Source organism: Streptomyces sp. NPDC002513 (genome assembly GCF_053595355.1).
Window position 1 is genome coordinate 61,133 of record NZ_JBSFXK010000007.1, and the last position, 17,544, is coordinate 78,676.

16 protein-coding genes are annotated in these 17,544 nt (G+C 71.6%); 6 read left to right on the forward strand and 10 right to left on the reverse strand.

What is annotated here, in order from left to right; translation table 11 throughout:
• Positions 1-78: 78 nt before the first annotated feature.
• Positions 79-1,038 carry a DUF5937 family protein gene (locus ACWD5Q_RS07315; RefSeq protein ID WP_451426054.1) on the reverse strand — a complete coding sequence of 320 codons (960 nt, stop codon included), beginning with the start codon at positions 1,036-1,038 and terminating at the stop codon, positions 79-81.
• Positions 1,039-1,104: 66 nt separating this feature from the next.
• Between ACWD5Q_RS07315 and ACWD5Q_RS07320 the strand changes: the two genes are divergently transcribed.
• Together ACWD5Q_RS07320 and ACWD5Q_RS07325 are read left to right on the forward strand one after the other, a co-directional pair.
• A complete protein-coding gene (locus ACWD5Q_RS07320) occupies positions 1,105-1,578 on the forward strand; it encodes a cupin domain-containing protein (RefSeq protein WP_451426055.1) in 474 nt (157 codons plus the stop codon).
• Positions 1,579-1,688: 110 nt separating this feature from the next.
• Positions 1,689-2,363, forward strand: coding sequence for an SDR family NAD(P)-dependent oxidoreductase (locus ACWD5Q_RS07325; protein WP_451426056.1), 675 nt, complete (start codon positions 1,689-1,691; stop codon positions 2,361-2,363).
• A 210-nt stretch (positions 2,364-2,573) separates the two neighbouring features.
• Here the strand turns inward: ACWD5Q_RS07325 and ACWD5Q_RS07330 are convergent, their stop codons facing one another.
• From ACWD5Q_RS07330 to ACWD5Q_RS07340, 3 genes are all read right to left on the reverse strand, one after another.
• Complete coding sequence (locus ACWD5Q_RS07330; protein ID WP_451426057.1) at positions 2,574-3,563, reverse strand: malate dehydrogenase; 990 nt, start codon at positions 3,561-3,563, stop codon at positions 2,574-2,576.
• 704 nt (positions 3,564-4,267) lie between these two features.
• Complete coding sequence (locus ACWD5Q_RS07335) at positions 4,268-4,756, reverse strand: DUF3017 domain-containing protein (RefSeq protein ID WP_451426058.1); 489 nt, start codon at positions 4,754-4,756, stop codon at positions 4,268-4,270.
• Complete coding sequence (locus ACWD5Q_RS07340) at positions 4,746-5,600, reverse strand: bifunctional methylenetetrahydrofolate dehydrogenase/methenyltetrahydrofolate cyclohydrolase (protein WP_451426059.1); 855 nt, start codon at positions 5,598-5,600, stop codon at positions 4,746-4,748. The genes ACWD5Q_RS07335 and ACWD5Q_RS07340 overlap by 11 nt, the downstream gene beginning before the upstream one ends.
• Before the next feature lie 273 nt (positions 5,601-5,873).
• Here ACWD5Q_RS07340 and ACWD5Q_RS07345 point away from each other — a divergent pair, with 273 nt between their 5' ends.
• Positions 5,874-6,452: a hypothetical protein gene (locus ACWD5Q_RS07345; RefSeq protein ID WP_451426060.1), complete on the forward strand. Its 579-nt coding sequence runs from the start codon at positions 5,874-5,876 to the stop codon at positions 6,450-6,452.
• Between the two features lie 101 nt (positions 6,453-6,553).
• Here the strand turns inward: ACWD5Q_RS07345 and purH are convergent, their stop codons facing one another.
• Together purH and purN are read right to left on the reverse strand one after the other, a co-directional pair.
• Complete coding sequence (gene purH / locus ACWD5Q_RS07350) at positions 6,554-8,143, reverse strand: bifunctional phosphoribosylaminoimidazolecarboxamide formyltransferase/IMP cyclohydrolase (protein ID WP_451426061.1); 1,590 nt, start codon at positions 8,141-8,143, stop codon at positions 6,554-6,556.
• Positions 8,140-8,787: a phosphoribosylglycinamide formyltransferase gene (gene purN, locus ACWD5Q_RS07355; protein WP_451426062.1), complete on the reverse strand. Its 648-nt coding sequence runs from the start codon at positions 8,785-8,787 to the stop codon at positions 8,140-8,142. The genes purH and purN overlap by 4 nt, the downstream gene beginning before the upstream one ends.
• Positions 8,788-9,140: 353 nt before the next feature.
• Between purN and ACWD5Q_RS07360 the strand changes: the two genes are divergently transcribed.
• Positions 9,141-9,923: a hypothetical protein gene (locus ACWD5Q_RS07360; protein WP_451426063.1), complete on the forward strand. Its 783-nt coding sequence runs from the start codon at positions 9,141-9,143 to the stop codon at positions 9,921-9,923.
• 150 nt (positions 9,924-10,073) lie between these two features.
• On the opposite strand, the gene ACWD5Q_RS07365 is transcribed toward ACWD5Q_RS07360, so the two are convergent.
• On the reverse strand, positions 10,074-11,690 hold the full coding sequence (locus ACWD5Q_RS07365) for a cell division protein PerM (protein ID WP_451426064.1): 1,617 nt from the start codon (positions 11,688-11,690) through the stop codon (positions 10,074-10,076).
• 151 nt (positions 11,691-11,841) lie between these two features.
• Here ACWD5Q_RS07365 and ACWD5Q_RS07370 point away from each other — a divergent pair, with 151 nt between their 5' ends.
• Both ACWD5Q_RS07370 and ACWD5Q_RS07375 read left to right on the forward strand, forming a co-directional pair.
• Positions 11,842-12,636, forward strand: a complete 795-nt coding sequence (locus ACWD5Q_RS07370; protein WP_451426065.1) for an RNA polymerase sigma factor — start codon at positions 11,842-11,844, stop codon at positions 12,634-12,636.
• Between the two features lie 46 nt (positions 12,637-12,682).
• On the forward strand, positions 12,683-14,311 hold the full coding sequence (locus tag ACWD5Q_RS07375; RefSeq protein WP_451426066.1) for an alpha/beta fold hydrolase: 1,629 nt from the start codon (positions 12,683-12,685) through the stop codon (positions 14,309-14,311).
• A 132-nt stretch (positions 14,312-14,443) separates the two neighbouring features.
• On the opposite strand, the gene ACWD5Q_RS07380 is transcribed toward ACWD5Q_RS07375, so the two are convergent.
• The 3 genes from ACWD5Q_RS07380 to sucC form a co-directional block, all read right to left on the reverse strand.
• Positions 14,444-15,031: a GNAT family N-acetyltransferase gene (locus ACWD5Q_RS07380; protein WP_451426067.1), complete on the reverse strand. Its 588-nt coding sequence runs from the start codon at positions 15,029-15,031 to the stop codon at positions 14,444-14,446.
• Between the two features lie 186 nt (positions 15,032-15,217).
• Positions 15,218-16,102: a succinate--CoA ligase subunit alpha gene (sucD, locus tag ACWD5Q_RS07385; RefSeq protein WP_451426068.1), complete on the reverse strand. Its 885-nt coding sequence runs from the start codon at positions 16,100-16,102 to the stop codon at positions 15,218-15,220.
• A 21-nt stretch (positions 16,103-16,123) separates the two neighbouring features.
• The gene (gene sucC, locus ACWD5Q_RS07390; RefSeq protein WP_451426069.1) at positions 16,124-17,305 is read right to left on the reverse strand and encodes an ADP-forming succinate--CoA ligase subunit beta; all 1,182 of its coding nucleotides are present in this window, start codon (positions 17,303-17,305) and stop codon (positions 16,124-16,126) included.
• Positions 17,306-17,544 lie beyond the last annotated feature (239 nt).

Consider the following 17,544-nt stretch of genomic DNA (forward strand, 5'->3'; position numbering starts at 1 on the left):
CGCCGGCCTCCGTGGCGCACCGCTCGGCCGTCGACTCCCCTTCGAACAAGCCCTGTTCTCCCGAAGCTACGGCGAAGGTCACGGCCGCGGCGAGGACGCGTCCAGGAGAGCACGTCCAGCCTCGGTGAGCTCGTGCGTGGCCGTGCGACCGGCCCGGCTGCTGTCGATCAACCCGGCGTCTCGCAGGATCGCCAGGTGTTCGCTGGCCGTCGGGGGGGTGACGCCCACCAGCCTGGCCACAACGGTCGTCTGCAGCGGAGTGGCGAGCGCGGCCAGGATCCTCGACCGGGTCACCCCCAGAAGACGGTCGAGCGACCTCGGAGTGGGAGGTGCCGCCCAGAGGTACCGCCCGGATGCCGGGTAATAGATCGCCGGACTCCAGTGGTCCGAGGTGGTGCACTGCATCCGGTCGGTGATGAACAGCGACGGTACGAGAATGAGTCCTTCAGGGCAGTCGACGTCGATGTCGACGCTCTTCTCCACGGTGATGGTGTCGCCCTCGCACGCAGCGGAAGGGTGCAGGCGCGGAAGGACCGCACGCAGCCCCTCGCGGTTGACCTGGATGGCCCGATCCAGCATCTCGGCACGCAACGCCAGCCGCATGGACGGCCATTCCGGTTCCACAACCGCCTTCCAGAGACGGCGCAGCGCATCGGCGGCCTCGGACCTGGCTCGGTCGGGGTCGTCGAGCAGTCGGCGGCCCACTTCTGCCCCGCGCCCCATCGTCGCGTCGACCAGCTCGGCGTACGTCTGGTCCGCCGGCGCGGCGAGGAGGGCATCCATGCCTTCCTCGAACGTCGGCTCACTGGACATCGGCGATGGGTCGAGGAAGTCGGGTCGATACGCGCCATCGGCCATGAAGACCGTGAGCGCCCCCAGGTCGGGGAGCGAGAGACGGCGGCGACGGCGAAGCCACGGGTGGAACATCGGGTGACGCTGCGGTTCGGTCAAGAGCTGGGCAAGACTGACCACTTCATGGATCGGCGACATCGCCCACCGCACACTCGCAGCACCAACGCCCAATCGGTAGCGGATCACTCCACCATTGTTAGGCCACCGCCGAAGTGAGCGCGAGCAGAGCGGCGAAGCCCCAAGACTCGGGTCATGACCGACACGGAGTCGATTGCCCGGCGTCCCAAGGAACCCGAGCGAGCCCAACAGACGCGAACGATCCGGCTGGGCGCCGGCGGATCGACCATCGAAGTCCTCGCCGGCCCGGCGCAGACCAGCGGGCTCGTGAGCATCTACCGGTGGCGCATGTCGCCCTCGAGCCGGGGACCTGCCCCGCACTTTCACACGACCTTCAGCGAGACCTTCATCGTCGAAGAAGGTGAGATCGACTACTTCGACGGGCGGGCCTGGCGAACACTGCGGCCCGGCGACACCACGCATGCCGCGGTGGGTGACGTCCACGCGCTCCGCAAGGAGCACGCCGAACCCGCCACCCTCCTGATGGCACTCTCGCCAGGCGTCCCGCGGGAGGAGTACTTCGCACAGCTCGCCACTGTGAACGAGCGGGACCTCAGCCGGCTCCACGAAGCCCACGACAACCATTTCGTCGACGACCACGAGCGGTGAGGGCCCGCGCGTGATCGCCACCGCCAAGCCGGGTCCGGAGGCCGACTTCGTCCGCAGTGGCCCTCAAGGTGTCGGTGCCCCTTTCCCAACGTCCCAGCAAAGGATTCACTGTGCCCAGCATCGCCATCGTCGGAGCCGGCCCCGGTATGGGCCTGGCCATCGCTCGTACCTTCGGCTCCCACGGCTTCGACGTCGCTCTCGTCGCCCGCAACCGCGACAAGCTCAACGACCTGGCCGGCCGGCTCGACGCCGAAGGCATCACCGCCGCCGCGTTCCCCGCGGACGTACTCGACCCTGACGCACTCACCCAGGCGCTCAAGGACGCCGCCGCCCGCTTCGGCGGCATCGACGTCCTGGAGTACTCCCCGGCCGGGAGCATCGCATCCACGCCGCTCACCGCTCCGTCGGAGACCAACCCCTCCGATGTGCAGTGGGCGATGGACTTCCTGCTCTACGGGGCGATCGCCGCCACACGGGCCGTGCTGCCCGCAATGCGCGAGGCCGGCGCGGGCACCCTGCTCTACACCAACGGCGCCGGCTCGGTCGACCCCACTCCGATGCTCGGCAACCTCAACGCCGCTCAGGCCGCGCTGCGCAACTGGGTGCTCAGCCTGCACAAGGAACTGGCCGACACCGGCGTCCAGGCCGCGCACGTCGCCATCGGCGTGTGGATCGGCACGGACGGCCCGCCCGGAGTACCGGCGGCCTCGGCCGAGGAGGTCGCCCCCCTCTACTGGGACCTGCACACGCAGCGCGACGAAGTCGAGCGCGTCTTCACCGTGTGACGCCGTCCCGGCCCTCCCCCTCCCACCATCGTCGATCCCTGATCCGCCGTACGCGGGACGCGTGCCGTCGCGCGCGGGGCGGCCGTGACGGCGCCCCGGTCCGCGGCCGTGCGCCGTGCTGCTCTCGGCCGGTGAGCGGAAAGGCCGCAGGCCCCGTCCCCGGAAGAACCGGGGCGGGGCCTGCGTGCGATCGCGAAAGGACCGGGCGGGTCAGATGAGGCCGAGGGAGCGGACCGCGTCGCGCTCCTCCCCCAGCTCCGCCACCGACGCGTCGATACGGGCGCGGGAGAACTCGTTGACGTCCAGGCCCTGGACGATCTCGTACCTGCCGTCCTTGGTGGTGACCGGGAAGGAGGAGATCAGGCCCTCCGGGACACCGTAGGAGCCGTCCGACGGGATGGCCATGGAGGTCCAGTCGCCCTCGGCCGTGCCGTTGACCCAGGTGTACACGTGGTCGATGGCGGCGTTGGCGGCGGAGGCCGCCGACGAGGCACCGCGGGCCTCGATGATGGCGGCGCCACGCTTGGCGACGGTCGGGATGAAGTCCTCGGCGAGCCACTTCTCGTCGTTCACGACCTCGGCGGCGTTCTTGCCGGCGACCGTGGCGTGGAAGATGTCCGGGTACTGGGTGGCGGAGTGGTTGCCCCAGATCGTCAGGCGCTTGATCTCGGAGACCGGGGCGCCCGTCTTCTTCGACAGCTGGGTCAGCGCGCGGTTGTGGTCGAGGCGGGTCATCGCGGTGAAGCGCTCGGCCGGTACGTCCGGGGCGGCGGCCTGGGCGATCAGCGCGTTGGTGTTGGCCGGGTTGCCGACGACGAGGACCTTGATGTCGTCCGCGGCGTGCTCGTTGATGGCCTTGCCCTGCGGCTTGAAGATGCCGCCGTTGGCCTGAAGGAGGTCGCCGCGCTCCATGCCCTTGGTGCGCGGCCGGGCGCCCACGAGAAGGGCGACGTTGGTGCCGTCGAAGGCGACGTTCGGGTCGTCGCTGATCTCGATGCCCCGCAGGAGCGGGAACGCGCAGTCGTCGAGCTCCATGGCCGTGCCCTCGGCGGCCTTCAGCGCCGGGGTGATCTCCAGGAGGCGCAGCTTGACCGGCACGTCCGCGCCGAGCAGCTGACCGGAGGCGATGCGGAAGAGCAGTGCGTAGCCGATCTGGCCGGCCGCGCCGGTGACGGTGACGTTCACGGGAGTGCGGGTCATGGCGTTCTCCGTAGGACAGCTGGCGGTGGGGCGTCGTCGCCCCGGGGTGCGGGATCCCCGTGCCGCCGGCTCGTGGCCGGCGCCGGCCGCGATGATCGATCAAGGGTAGGGATGATCGGTCTCTTGGCGTCAAGAGAGATCCAGCCGTCAGGCTATCGCGCATCCGTGATCCCGGACTGCCGGGCCCCTGTGGCCCGTCCCACAACCGGCCGAGGCGGTGGCCGCGGCTCCGCCGAGGCCCGACGGAGCGGCGGCCGTCCGCTCCGAGGAGGGGGGACTGAGCGGCGGCCGCCGCAGGGGTCGTCCAGCTGGAAGGGTTGTCGGCCTCCCGGCGATACCGGACTCCCGTGGGGGTACCGTGCGCCTGCCCCGCGGCGGCGGGCTCATGCATGGCGGGGGCGATTCTTTTCGGCGGGGCTTTTCGAGGGGGCTTGGCGACCGCCTGACGGAGCGGCGGCTGAGGGGTGTTCACCGAGCGCGGTGCGCGCACACGGTAGCGGAACGGTCACCTCCGTGCCACAGCCGACGCTCAGGTGTTGAACGGCTCACGCACCTACACAAGGGTGTCTCCCGGGCGGCCCGACCGCCCCCCGGGCGCCCGGCCTCCCACGGGGGAGAGGCCGAGCGGCCCCGTACGACGACGGTGGGCCGCCCCTTGCCGAGAAGGGGCGGCCCGCCGTGGTGTGCGTCCTACGGCCGCGGCCTCAGGTGCGGACCGTGAAGTGCAGGGTGTCGTCCAGGAACGGTATCTCCAGCCACGGATCGGGCTGGGCCATCATCGCGAGCAGCACGATGGCCAGGCCCAGGACGCCGTAGGTCACCATGTCGGTGAAGCGGGACCGCACCGCGAGCATGCCCACGTCGGGCAGCATCCAGCGCATCACGGCACCGCCCAGCAGCGCGAGGCCGATCAGGATCGTGCCGAGGCGGAACGCGTCCAGCGCGGTCACCAGCAGCCCGAGCCCGACGACGCCCAGCACCACGAGGATCGGCCACTGCCGGGCGGGCGCGGGCGCGTCACGGGGCGCGGCCCGGCCGCCGCCCTCGGGCCGCGCGGTGTCCCAGGTGATCCGCGGGAACCGCCGGGTCGTCCGCGGCGGCAGGCCGGCGGCGTCGGGGGCGCCGGCCGCGTCCCGCGCGACCGGCTCGGTGTCCTTCTCCCGGGTGCGCTCGGGCGCACCGTCAGCCGACACTGCGCTCCGCCGCCTCGACCACGTTGACGAGCAGCTGGGCACGGGTCATGGGGCCCACACCGCCCGGGTTCGGGGAGATCCAGCCGGCCACCTTGGCGACGTCCGGGTGCACGTCGCCCACGATCTTGCCCTCGGCGCTGCGGGAGACACCGACGTCGAGGACGGCGGCGCCCGGCTTCACGTCCTCGGGCCGGATCAGATGCGCGGAGCCCGCCGCGGCGACGATGATGTCGGCCCGCCGCAGATGCGCCGAGAGGTCCCGGGTGCCGGTGTGGCACTGGGTGACCGTGGCGTTCTCGCTGCGCCGGGTCAGCATCAGCGGCATCGGGCGCCCGATGGTGATGCCCCGGCCGACGACCACGACCTCGGCGCCCTTGATCTCCACGCCGTAGCGGCGCAGCAGGGTGAGCACGCCGTTGGGGGTGCAGGGCAGCGGCGCCGGCTCGTTCAGCACCAGGCGGCCGAGGTTCATCGGGTGCAGGCCGTCCGCGTCCTTCTCCGGGTCCATCAGCTCCAGGATCCGGTTCTCGTCGATGCCCTTGGGCAGCGGCAGCTGCACGATGTAACCGGTGCAGGCCGGGTCCTCGTTCAGCTCGCGGACGACCGCCTCGATCTCCTCCTGAGTGGCCGTCTCGGGCAGTTCACGCTCGATCGACGCGATGCCGACCTCCGCGCAGTCGCGGTGCTTGCCCGCGACGTACTTCCGGCTGGCGGGGTCGTCCCCGACCAGGATCGTGCCGAGGCCGGGCGTGCTGCCCTTCTCCTTCAGCGCCGCCACGCGGGCGGTCAGATCGGACTTGATCTCGGCTGCGGTGGCCTTGCCATCGAGAATCTGGGCAGTCATGCCTCCCATCCTCCCGGATGACCCGCCCCCGGTTCCAATCCGGTTCCCCTCCCGGCGTCCGGCGGCCGTCCCCCGCCCGCTTCCGGCCGTGATCATAAAGGTTGCGCTTGCACAACGCATGCGAAATGCCGCTGGACAAAGGTGTGCGGGGGTGAGAACCATGAAGACGTGTGTCGCGGGCAGTATCCGGGGGGACGGACCGCAACTGTAGAACTTTCCTCCGATCCGCGCCGCGCTCGTCCCCGCAGTTGAGCAGACGGAGGAAAGCCGCTCATGAGTTTCGGCGAACCGAACAGCCCCTACGGCCCGCCCCAGGGCCAGCAGCCGGGTTACGGCTACCCGCAGGGCCAGCAGCCGCAGCCGGGCTACGGCTATCCGCAGGCCCCGCCGGCGCAGGGCTACGGCCAGCAGCCCTTCCCGACGACCATGCCCGGCACGGTCTCCACCGCCCGTGTGCTGCTGTGGGTCATCGTCGGTCTGCAGCTGATCGGTGCGGGCCTGTTCGCCGTCGGCGCGGCCAGCGTCCACGCCGCCAAGAACGACGCGCAGCTGAAGGACAACTCGAGCTTCCAGCAGCTCGCCGACTACTCGACCGGCTGGTTGTGGGCGATCACGGTGTTCGCCCTGGCCTGGGCGGTGTTCGCGGTCGTGCTGGCCGTGAAGTTCAACACCGGCGGCAACGGACTGCGGACCACGGTCCTGGTGTTCGCGATCATCACCGCGATCCTCGGCATCTACCCGTTCGTCATCGTGGGCCTGCTCCACACGGTGCTCGCCATCCTCATCGCCGTCTTCGTCGGCAATTCCAACGGCGCCGCCTGGTTCAAGCGGCCCCAGCAGCCCGCGTACTGACGGGGACTTGCGCGCCGCGGCCTCCGGCTCCCCGTGGGGAAGCCGGAGGCCGCACGTGTGTCCGGGCCGCCGGGAACTCCGTGTCCGGTGCCCGGCGCCGCTCAGTGGAAGAAGTGGCGCGTGCCCGTGAAGTACATGGTCACGCCCGCCTTCTGCGCGGCCTCGACGACCTGCTCGTCACGGACCGAACCGCCCGGCTGGACGATCGCCTTGACGCCCGCGGCGATCAGGATCTCCGGCCCGTCGGGGAACGGGAAGAAGGCGTCCGAGGCGGCGTAGGAGCCGCGTGCCCGCTCCTCGCCCGCCCGCGCGACGGCCAGCTTGCAGGAGTCCACCCGGTTGACCTGGCCCATGCCGACGCCGACCGAGGCGCCGTCCTTGGCGAGCAGGATGGCGTTGGACTTGACGGCCCGGCAGGCCCGCCAGGCGAAGGCCAGCTCCTTCAGCTCGTCGGCGGGGAGCGCTTCGCCCGACGCGAGCGTCCAGTTGGCCGGGTCGTCGCCGTCGGCCTGGAGCCGGTCGGTGACCTGGAGGAGGACGCCGCCGTCGATCTGCTTGGCCTCCACCCGGTTGCAGGGGCCGTTCGGGGCCTTGAGCACCCGGATGTTCTTCTTCTTGGTGAGGACCTCCAGCGCGCCCTCCTCGTAGCCGGGCGCCACGATGACCTCGGTGAAGATCTCGGCGACCTGTTCGGCCATCTCGCGGCTCACCGGCCGGTTGACGGCGATGACACCGCCGAACGCGGACAGCGGGTCGGAGGCGTGCGCCTTGCGGTGCGCCTCGGCGACGTCCGCGCCGGTCGCGATGCCGCAGGGGTTGGCGTGCTTGATGATCGCGACGCACGGCTCGTCGTGGTCGTACGCGGCACGGCGCGCGGCGTCCGTGTCCGTGTAGTTGTTGTACGACATCTCCTTGCCGTGCAGCTGCTCGGCCTCCGCGAGGCCGCCGCCGCTGCCGTCGACGTAGAGGGCGGCGGGCTGGTGGGGGTTCTCGCCGTAGCGGAGGGTGTTCTCGCGCGTGTAGGTGGCGCCCAGGAAGTCCGGGAAGGCGCCCGTCGCGGACCCGCCGTCGGCCGCCGCGTCGACGGGCGCGTACGAGGACGCGAACCAGGAGGCGACCGCGACGTCGTACGAGGCGGTGTGCTGGAAGGCCTCCGCGGCGAGCCGCTTGCGGGCGGTCAGGTCGAAGCCGCCGTCGCGGACCGCGGCGAGGACGTCGGCGTACCGCTCCGGGCTGGTGACCACGGCCACGGACGGGTGGTTCTTGGCGGCGGCGCGGACCATGGAGGGGCCGCCGATGTCGATCTGCTCGACGCACTCGTCGGGGGACGCCCCGGAGGCGACGGTCTCCCGGAAGGGGTAGAGGTTGACGACGACGAGGTCGAACGGCTCGACACCCAGCTCGGCGAGCTGCCGGCGGTGGCTGTCGAGGCGCAGGTCGGCGAGGATGCCCGCGTGGACCTTGGGGTGCAGGGTCTTGACCCGGCCGTCCAGGCACTCGGGGAAGCCGGTCAGCTCCTCGACCTTGGTGACGGGAACGCCCGCGGCGGCGATCCTCGACGCGGTGGAGCCGGTGGAGACGAGCTCGACGCCCGCCTCGTGAAGCCCTCGGGCCAGCTCTTCGAGCCCGGTCTTGTCGTAGACGCTGACGAGCGCGCGCCGGATGGGCCGCTTGGTGCTCTCGGCGGTCACTGGATAACTACCTTTCGTCCCTCGATGCGATAGCCGTTGCGGGCGAGCCGCCCCACGACCTCGACGAGCAGCCTTCGCTCGACTTCCTTGATGCGCTCGTGCAGAGCGCTCTCGTCGTCCTCGTCCCGGACCTCCACCACGCCCTGAGCGATGATCGGTCCGGTGTCGACACCGTCGTCGACGAAGTGGACGGTGCAGCCGGTGACCTTGGCGCCGTACGCGAGCGCGTCGCGCACACCGTGGGCTCCGGGAAAACTGGGCAGGAGAGCGGGGTGGGTGTTGACGAACCGCCCGCCCAGCCGTGCGAGGAACTCCTTCCCCACGATCTTCATGAAGCCCGCGGAGACGACGAGATCGGGCTCATGGGCCGCGACGGCCTCGGTGAGCGCCGCGTCCCACGCCTCTCGGCTCTCGTAGTCCTTGACCCGGCACACGAAGGTGGGCAGCCCGGCGCGCTCGGCGCGGGCGAGGCCCTCGATGCCGTCGCGGTCGGCGCCGACGGCGACGACCTCGGCTCCGTAGGCGGGCCCGGTCTCGGCGATGGCGTCGAGGAGCGCCTGCAGATTGGTGCCGGACCCGGAGACCAGGACGACCAGGCGCTTGGCCGCGGACTCGGAGGCGGTCTCGGCCACGGACTCGGCCACGGCGGGACCCTTTCTCGGGGGAGCGTTCGTGCGGTCGCTCGGCGAGCGGGAGGCCCGGAGAGCGTTTGTATGGTCGTACGAATGCTTCGCGCCCCCGAATACGGGGAAGTCTACGAAGCGGTCGACCGTCAGCAACGATACCGGCACACCGGACGGCCCCCACGGGACGGGGGCGTGGCCGGAAGGTAGCGTCTGTGGAAGAACCGCCCGGGGAAGCGGATCGACGCGGGGGAACGCCGCGGCTGTGCGGGACGTTGATCCGGACGAGGGACGCCTGCCCGGGCGCGCCCCCCTCGCGGCACCCTCCGCCGACGAGCCGCCGCCAGAACCACCAAGGGGAAGACGCACATCTGATGCCGGACCGCAGTCTCCGACTCCCTCCGCTGCTGCTGCGCGAGCGGCACCCTTCGCCCGTGCCGCCGCGGGAGAGCGACGAGACCCCCGGGAGCGGGGGTGACTCCGCGGGCGGTGGGCGGAGCCAGGGGGCGCCCGCGGACGACAACCCCTTCGCACCGCCGCCGGAGGGAACCCCGGACCGGCCCTGGCGGCCGCGCCGCCCCGAGCCCGGCCGGGGCGAGGGACAGGACGGCGCCGACGACGAGGGCGGACGTTCCGGGTGGGGCAGCCAGTGGAGCGACCGGCAGCCCGGCCCCGCATCGGGGGGCCGCTTCGGCGAGCGTCCGGGCGGCACCGGCGGACAGGGCGGCCCCGAGGGGCCCGGCGGCCCGGGCCCCGGCCTGCGCTGGGACCCCACGGACCCCGCCCAGCGCCGCGCGCGCTATGCGCTGCTGTCCGGCATGTGGGCCTTCTTCTTCGCCCTCTTCAGCTGGCCGTACGTGGCCCTGCTGCTGGGCGCGCTGGCGGTGTACTGGGGCGCGAGCGCGCTGCGCGCCAAGCCCCGCACCCCCGACCCGAACGCCTCGGCGCCCCCGGCCCGTCCGCAGACGACGGCGGCGATCAGCGGTCTGGTCACGGCGTCCCTGGCGATCGCGATGGTGGCGGCCATGTTCACGGCCCAGATGGTCTACCGCGACTACTACACGTGTCTGAACGACTCCCTGACGTCGGTGGCGAAGCACTCGTGCAACGATCTGCTGCCGAAGAACCTGCGGGGCCTGCTGGGCACACAGGACTGAGCCACCGGGCGCCTCTCGTCCGGCTTCGGTTCTTCGGTCTCCGGTTCTTCGGTCTCCGGTTCTTCGGTCTCCGGTTCTTCGGTCTCCGGTTCTTCGGTCTCCGGTTCTCCGGTCTCCGGTTCTCCGGTCTCCGGCGGGTCCCCTTGGGGGCTACGGCGCCCCTGGGCTCCTCAGGGGCGCGGTCGGGGGCTGCGGGGGCTCGTTTCTCCCGAAGTCCGACAGGAACGGGTCCACCTCCCCCGACAGCACCTCGTACGGCCGGAGATCGGGGTCCTCCCACAGCACGGCGCCCGGCTCACGGGCCCTGACCGGCTCCGGGACGGCCGGCGACGGAACCGAGGGCGCGGGCGGCACGGGGGATTCCCCGGCCGGCCGGGGCCACCACACCCGCCGTCCACGCCGCTCCGGCTTCCCGCTGCCGCGCAGCCGCCAGGCCCGTACGCCCAGCGCCACCGGCATCCCCACGCCCACCGTCCAGCCGGCCGCCGCGCCGCCCACCTGCCACCCCACCGGCCCGAAGTGCGCCAGCGCGGCCACCCCGAGCGGCCCTCCCGCCACCTCCGCGAGCCCGCCGAGCAGCGCCCCGCACACCAGCCCCGCCATCGCCGTCGCCGCCACCGTACGGCCGGCGGACCACGCCGCGTCCCGGTCCCGGCACGCCGCCCCCGCCACGCACCATCCGAGCGTCATCCCCGCCACGGCCGGCACCGCCCCCACCGCCCACGACAGCGGCCCGCCGCCCGTGGCCGGCACCGCCGCCAGCAGCGGAAACGGCGGCAGTGTCGCCGGGGGCCGCCCCGCCCACAGCGGCCCCACCCCATGCCCGGCACCCAGGACGAACCCGGGCCCGAGCGCATAGGCCGCGCCCCACACCGCCGCGTTCGGCATCAGCGCCAGTGCCAGCAGCAGCACCCCGCACCGCCCCGACCACCCCTGCGTGAGCTGGAGGAACGACGCCCACGCGGCCTCGCCGTGCCACACCAGCGACACACCCACGAGCAGCGCGCCCCCGCCGACGAGCGTGGCCGTCCCGGCCAGGGCGGCCCGCAGGGAGGCGACCGGCCACATCCGCCCGCCCAGGTCCGCCGGCCCGGGTGTCTCCGGCCGCCGCACGGCCGGGAACAGCCACGCGAACGCCCGGCGTACCCACACCGGCTCGCCCGGCCGCCCGTGTGCCGTCCACACACCCACTCCCGCCGTCACCACGGTGACCAGCGGGAGGCACAGCGCGGTCCAGGTCCACGACGGCCGCAGCGTTCCGCCCGAGGCGTACAGCGCCGCCACCGCGCCGATCCCGAGGTAGCCCGCCGTCACGCCGGGCCATGCCGTGCGCGCGGCGGCGAGCGGCGCGTCACCCGCCGCGTCCGCCGTGCCCGCCGCGTGCTCCGCGTCGTCCGTGCCGTCCCCGGCCACCGCGTCACGCCCCGCCCGGTACAGCAGCCACACCGGCAGCACGGTCAGCAGCAGCGGCGTCACCCCGACGGGCGCGGGCATCCCGGAGAGCGTCTCGGTGCGGACCAGGAGGACGCCGTGGGCCAGCAGCCAGAGCGAGGCCGCGAGGCGCAGCGCACCGCCGGGTCCGTCGTCCGGAAACGGCGAACTGATCCACAGCACGATCACGAGCAGGGTGAGCGAGCCGAGCCCCAGCACGGCGGCGACGGCGCCGTCCAGGAGACTGCCGCCCAGCCCGGGCCACCGGTGGCGGGACCGGGTGAGCAGGGGCGACGGCGGCGTTCGGCGGTCGGTCCATGAGGTCACGCCCGCCATGCTCCCAACGACACGCGCTTTCTCGTCGTAACAGGGAAAGCGCCGATGTGTCGCTCAATATACGTTTATGTACTTTTCTGCACGGAGGGCCAAGGGACACCCTGTGCCGCAGAGCCCCGCCTCCCCGCAACCGGGGTCCGAGCGGCCCTCCGTGACGCCCGATCAGGCCTTCGACGCGCTGTACGAGTCCTGCGTACCCGCCCTCGTACGACAGACGTATCTGCTCACCGGCCGCCGCCTGCTGGCCCGCGCATCGGTCGAGTGGGCCTTCCAGCAGGCCTGGCAGCACTGGCCCGAGGTGGCCGTGGACCCCGATCCGGGCGGATGGGTACGGGCCACGGCACACGACCGGGCGCTCTCGCCCTGGCACCGCCTCCGCCTGCGCCCCCGGCAGCCGGAGCCGCCGCCCGCCGACCCGGCCGACCGCGCACTGCTGCACGCGCTGCTGACGCTGCCGCCCCCGCACCGGCGCACGCTGCTGCTCTACGACGGCGTCGGCCTCGGCCTGGCGGAGGCCGCGGCCGAGACCCAGGCGAGCACCCCGGTGACGGCGGGCCGGCTGCTGTCCGCCCGGGAAGCGCTCGCCGCGCTGGTACCGGACCAGGCGGCGCCGGCGGTACTGCGCCGCAGGCTGGGCGAACTGGCCGGCGCGCAGCCCCTCCGCGCGGCCAGGCCGCCCACGGTCCGCACCCGGGGCGAACGGCGCGCCCGGCAGTGGACCGCCGCGGCCATCGCCTTCACGACCGCGGTCGTCGGCGCGACCGCGCTGACCCTGCGCATCGCCCAGGACCACTTCGAACGACCCGTGCCCCGGGGGAAGGAGATCCGGGACCTGCCGCCACGGGTGGCCGCGGGCCCGCTGCCCGAAGACCAACTGGAGGTCCGCGCACTGCTGGAGTCGCTGCTCCTTCGCGGCCCGGAACGCCTAGTTCCGGAGGCCCGCTGACGTTTCGGCCGAAAGACGGAGGCCGCGGCGTGAGTGAATAGGGGGCATGCTGCTCGACTTCACGCACGACCACAGCGGTGAACGGCTCAGTGGTGTGTACGGCGGTGATCCTTCCGGGGGCACCGCCGTGATGCTGCACGGCGCAGGCACCAGCAGCACGGAACGACTGCTTCCGCTGGTACGGGAGTTCGTGGCCCACGGCTGTCGGGGAATCGCCTTCGACTTCTCCGGGCACGGCGAAAGTACCGGAAAGCTCAGCGAGTCGAGCCTGCGGCGGCGGTTCGAGCAAGCCGTCGCGGTGATCGACGCGTACGCGGGAACGGACGGGCCACTGGCCCTGGTGGGTTTCAGCATGAGCGGCCAGACGGTGGCCGATCTCGTCCGGCACTACGGGGACCGGGTGGCGGCGCTGGGGCTGTGCGCGCCCGCCGTGTACACCGCCGAGGCGTGGGACGTGCCCTTCGAGGACGGGAACGGCCGGTTCAGCGGGATCATCCGGCAGCCGGACAGCTGGCGGGAGGCGCCCGCGCTTCAGGTGCTGCGGGCGTACGAGGGCCGGGCGGTGCTCGCCGTGCCGGGCACCGACACGGTGATCCCGCCCGCCGTGACCGAGTCCGTACAGGACGCGCTGGCCGCGCGCGCCCAGTACACGCGGTTCGGCCTTCCGGACGCACAGCACCAGCTGGGCATGTGGTTCCGCGATCACGGCGAGGACCGGCGGGAGTTCGTGGAGGCGGTGCTGACCGGCCTCGACGGCCGTGCCTGGTCGGCCACGCGCGCGTGGGTGGCCAAGCAGCTCGACCACGGCCGCACGGTCGCCGACTCGCGCCTGATGTCCGGTGGTTGGAGCTCCCAGATGCGCCGGCTCACGCTCGACGACGGCACGGCCCTGGTGCAACGGACCTTCGTGAAGCCGTTCTTCCGCCACGCAGGGCCTGGGCTGCTGGCCCGCGAGGCATCCGTCCTGACGCTGCTCGCCGGACAGGAAGGCATCCCGGCGCCCCGGTTCGTCGCGGTGGACGCCACGGCCGAACACTGCGACCACCCGACCCTGTTGATGTCCGCGCTGCCGGGCCGCGTCCGCGTGGACGAGGACGAGGACGACCTCGAACGGCGCCTGGACCTGCTCGCGGCCCAGCTCGTCCGCGTCCACGGCGTCGTACCGGCCGAAAGACCGCGCACGTACCAGGCGTGGACGTCCCCGGAGCGCGTCCGCACCCCGGACGGTCCCCTGTGGGAGCGGGCCGTGGACGTGATCCGCCGCGACCCGCCGTCGTACGAAGGCTGCTTTCTGCACCGCGATTTCCACCCCGGGAACGTGCTCTTCACGGGAGCCGGACCCAAGCTGCGGATCACCGGTGTCGTGGACTGGGTCGAGACCTCGTGGGGACCTGCCGACCTCGACGTGGCGCACTGCTCGACCGCGCTCGCGCTGCTGCACGGACCGGCGTACGGGCTGGACTTCCGCGAGCGATACGAGGCACACGGCGGCCGCGACCTCGCCGACGACCCCGACCACCTGTACTGGCGGCTGCTCGACGCCCTGCACTACTGCCCCGACGCGGCGAAGCTGGCCGGGCCGTGGCGTGAACTGGGGCGGGACGATCTGACGCCTGATGTGCTGGGAGAACGGCTGGAGGCGTACGTGGACGGACTGCTGCGGCGGTACGGCTGACGGGCCCTGGAGAAGACGGCCCGATCTCATCGTCGGACCTCTGCGGGAACTGCTCGCCGCCAACACCCCGCGTAGGCGAGATGAGGGAGACTCGGCCGCTCGTTGATGTTCCGAGTACAGGCAGTCGCGTGATCAGGCGGTGAACTTGGCCGCGATCCTGGTGAGCAGCTTGTCGCGCACGGCAGGCCACTCCTCCGCGAGCACGCTGTAGTACAGCGAGTCACGACGGGTGCCGTCCTGGCGCATCATGTGGCTGCGCAACCTCCCCTCGTACACGAGTCCCAGCCGTGTCAGGGCCTGCTGGGAACGCACGTTGAGGTTGTCGGTGCGCAAGGCGATCCTGACCAGGCCCAGATCATCGAAGGCATGCCCGAACAGCAGCAGCTTGGATTCGGCGTTGTAGGGGCCGCCCCAGCACGAACGATCGAACCAGGTCGCACCGATCTCAGCGCGCCCCTCGGCAAGATCAAGCGCATACAGGCTGGTCGAGCCGACCACCGCATCGTCCGCCAGGCGTTGAACCGCGAAGCACCGCCGGGCCCGATCCTCCAGCATCTGGCTGATCAACGCCCGCATCTGCATCAGGGAGTCGGGGCGGGGCCGGGGCATCCACCGCCATACCTCGGGATCCGACGCAGAAGCGAAGAGCGCTTCCGCATGACCGACGGACAGTGGGACGAGGCGGACGGCGCGGCCCAGGAGAGAGTCGTTGCTCACCACTGCACCGTAGCTCCGGCGAGGACGGGCTGCGGAGCGAAGGAGGCCGCGTCGATGCGGGGCGGGCCGGTGGTGTGCGAGCCCGGAAACGCCAGTGGGCCCGCACTCCCTGAAGGGAACGCGGGCCCACGCGAGGCTCAGCCACCGTGCCGTTCGGCCGCTCCGGGCCGTTCGGCGGGAGCGGAGAACTCAGCCGGCGAGGATCTCGCGGGCCAGCTTCGCCGTCTCCGTAGGCGTCTTGCCGACCTTGACGCCGGCCGCCTCCAGCGCCTCCTTCTTCGCCTGGGCGGTGCCCGACGAACCGGAGACGATGGCGCCCGCGTGACCCATGGTCTTGCCCTCGGGCGCGGTGAAGCCCGCGACGTAGCCGACGACCGGCTTGGTCACGTTCTCCTTGATGAAGGCCGCGGCCCGCTCCTCGGCGTCGCCGCCGATCTCACCGATCATGACGATGAGGTCGGTGTCGGGGTCCTCCTGGAAGGCCTTGAGGGCGTCGATGTGGGTGGTGCCGATGATCGGGTCACCACCGATGCCGACGGCCGTCGAGAAGCCGATGTCACTCAGCTCGTACATCATCTGGTACGTCAGCGTGCCGGACTTCGAGACCAGGCCGATACGGCCCGGCTTGGTGATGTTGGCCGGGATGATGCCGGCGTTCGACTGACCGGGGGTGATCAGGCCGGGGCAGTTCGGGCCGATGATGCGGGTCTTGTTGCCCTTCTTGCCGGCGTACGCCCAGAAGGAGGCCGTGTCGTGCACCGCGATGCCCTCGGTGATGACGACCGCGAGCGGGATCTCGGCGTCGATGGCCTCGATGACCGCGTCCTTGGTGAACTTCTCCGGGACGAAGATGACCGTGACGTCGGCGCCGGTCTTCTCGATGGCCTCCTTGACGGTGCCGAAGACCGGGATCTCCGTGCCGTCGAAGTCCACGGCCTGGCCCGCCTTGCGCGGGTTCACGCCGCCGACGATGTTCGTGCCGGAGGCCAGCATGCGCTTGGTGTGCTTCTGGCCCTCGGAGCCGGTCATGCCCTGGACGATGACCTTGGATTCCTTGGTGAGGAAGATAGCCATGGTTGTCTTAGACCTCGTCCCTTACTTCGCGGCAGCAGCCAGCTCGGCGGCCTTGTCGGCCGCGCCGTCCATGGTGTCCACACGCTGCACGAGCGGGTGGTTGCGGTCGTCCAGGATCTGGCGACCCAGCTCGGCGTTGTTGCCGTCGAGACGCACGACCAGCGGCTTGGTGACCTCTTCGCCCTTGGTCTCGAGAAGCTCCAGGGCCTGCACGATGCCCCTGGCGACCTCGTCGCAGGCGGTGATGCCGCCGAAGACGTTGACGAACACGGACCTGACGTCCGGGTCGCCGAGGATGATCTCCAGGCCGTTCGCCATGACCTCGGCGGAGGCGCCACCGCCGATGTCGAGGAAGTTGGCGGGCTTGACACCCTTGTGGGACTCGCCGGCGTAGGCGACGACGTCCAGGGTCGACATGACCAGACCCGCGCCGTTGCCGATGATGCCGACCTCGCCGTCGAGCTTGACGTAGTTGAGGTTCTTCTCCTTGGCGGCCGCCTCGAGCGGGTTGGCGGCGGCCTTGTCGTGGAGCTCCTCGAACTCGGGGTGGCGGAACTCGGCGTTGTCGTCCAGGGACACCTTGCCGTCGAGGGCGAGGACGTCACCGGAGGCGACCTTGGCGAGCGGGTTCACCTCGACCAGGAGGGCGTCCTCCTTGACGAAGACCTCCCACAGCTTGACGAGGACGTCGGCGATCTTGTCGGCGACCTCGGCCGGGTACTTGGCCGCGGCGACGATCTCCTGGGCCTTCGCCTGGTCGACACCGTCGATGGCGTCGATGGCGATCTTGGCGACGGCCTCGGGACGGGTGGCCGCGACCTCCTCGATCTCCATGCCGCCCTCGACGGAGGCGATGGAGAGGAAGGTGCGGTTCGCGCGGTCGAGGAGGAAGGAGACGTAGTACTCCTCGACGATCTCCGGGGCGGTCTCGGCGATCATGACCTTGTGGACCGTGTGGCCCTTGATGTCCATGCCGAGGATGTCCGTCGCACGGGCGACCGCCTCGTCCGGGGTGGCGGCCAGCTTCACGCCGCCGGCCTTGCCGCGGCCACCGACCTTCACCTGCGCCTTGACGACCGACTTGCCGCCCAGCCGCTCGGTGATCTCGCGCGCCGCCTCAGGCGTGTCGATGACTTCACCGGCCAGAACCGGTACGCCGTGCTTGGCGAAGAGGTCCCTCGCCTGGTACTCGAACAGGTCCACGCGCTTCCGTCCCTATCAGTGATCTCGCGGTTCGTTGGATGCGTGGGCGTGCCGCGAAGGGCAACGTGACGTCCGCGTGTGTCACAAGGGGGGCGCACACGGTGTCCGAGCGCGCGGCATGTCCGTCTCGCAGGTTATCGCCGCTTGCGGTGGGGCTCTAAATCGCAGATCACACCTGAGCGGTGATACCTGTCACACGTGCACGCGACGGGAAGGGTCCCACCGGGTTGGGGTTGGCC

Excerpts from the sequence above, each read along its gene's own strand:
- ACWD5Q_RS07320 (WP_451426055.1), top strand. The coding sequence starts at position 1,105 with ATGACCGACACGGAGTCGATTGCCCGGCGTCCCAAGGAACCCGAGCGA.
- ACWD5Q_RS07330 (WP_451426057.1), bottom strand. The coding sequence starts at position 3,563 with ATGACCCGCACTCCCGTGAACGTCACCGTCACCGGCGCGGCCGGCCAG.
- ACWD5Q_RS07340 (WP_451426059.1), bottom strand. The coding sequence starts at position 5,600 with ATGACTGCCCAGATTCTCGATGGCAAGGCCACCGCAGCCGAGATCAAG.
- ACWD5Q_RS07345 (WP_451426060.1), top strand. The coding sequence starts at position 5,874 with ATGAGTTTCGGCGAACCGAACAGCCCCTACGGCCCGCCCCAGGGCCAG.
- ACWD5Q_RS07360 (WP_451426063.1), top strand. The coding sequence starts at position 9,141 with ATGCCGGACCGCAGTCTCCGACTCCCTCCGCTGCTGCTGCGCGAGCGG.
- ACWD5Q_RS07365 (WP_451426064.1), bottom strand. The coding sequence starts at position 11,690 with ATGGCGGGCGTGACCTCATGGACCGACCGCCGAACGCCGCCGTCGCCC.
- ACWD5Q_RS07375 (WP_451426066.1), top strand. The coding sequence starts at position 12,683 with ATGCTGCTCGACTTCACGCACGACCACAGCGGTGAACGGCTCAGTGGT.
- sucD (WP_451426068.1), bottom strand. The coding sequence starts at position 16,102 with ATGGCTATCTTCCTCACCAAGGAATCCAAGGTCATCGTCCAGGGCATG.